Origin of the sequence: Niveispirillum fermenti, from assembly GCF_048066175.1 — a bacterium.
In the GTDB taxonomy this organism is placed as follows: domain Bacteria; phylum Pseudomonadota; class Alphaproteobacteria; order Azospirillales; family Azospirillaceae; genus Niveispirillum; species Niveispirillum fermenti.
Window position 1 is genome coordinate 1 of record NZ_JBLTXA010000144.1, and the last position, 336, is coordinate 336.

General features: G+C 66.7%; 1 protein-coding gene. It reads left to right on the top strand.

What is annotated here, in order from left to right; translation table 11 throughout:
- Nucleotides 1-336: Ig-like domain-containing protein (locus tag ACM9LZ_RS26075; protein ID WP_416622409.1), on the top strand; the 336-nt coding region annotated here is incomplete at both ends.

The window sequence follows — 336 nt, forward strand, 5'->3', positions numbered from 1 at the left end:
GCCCTGAGCAACAGCGCAACACCGACCATCAGCGGCACGGCGGAGGCCGGCGCCACCATCACGCTGACCGTCGGCGGCGCCACCTATACCACCACGGCCACCGGCGGAAACTGGTCCGTTGATACCGCAACGGCCACCCCGACATCGGGCAGCCTGTCGCTGACCACCAATGGCACCAACCCCGTTTCCGTCACAGCCACCGATCCAGCCACCAATGTATCCACACCGGGCACCCAGACGCTGACCATCGACACGATGGCACCCGCCGCACCGGTCATTACGTCCGCCAACCTGACCAACACCGCAACACCGACCATCAGCGGCACGGCGGAAGCC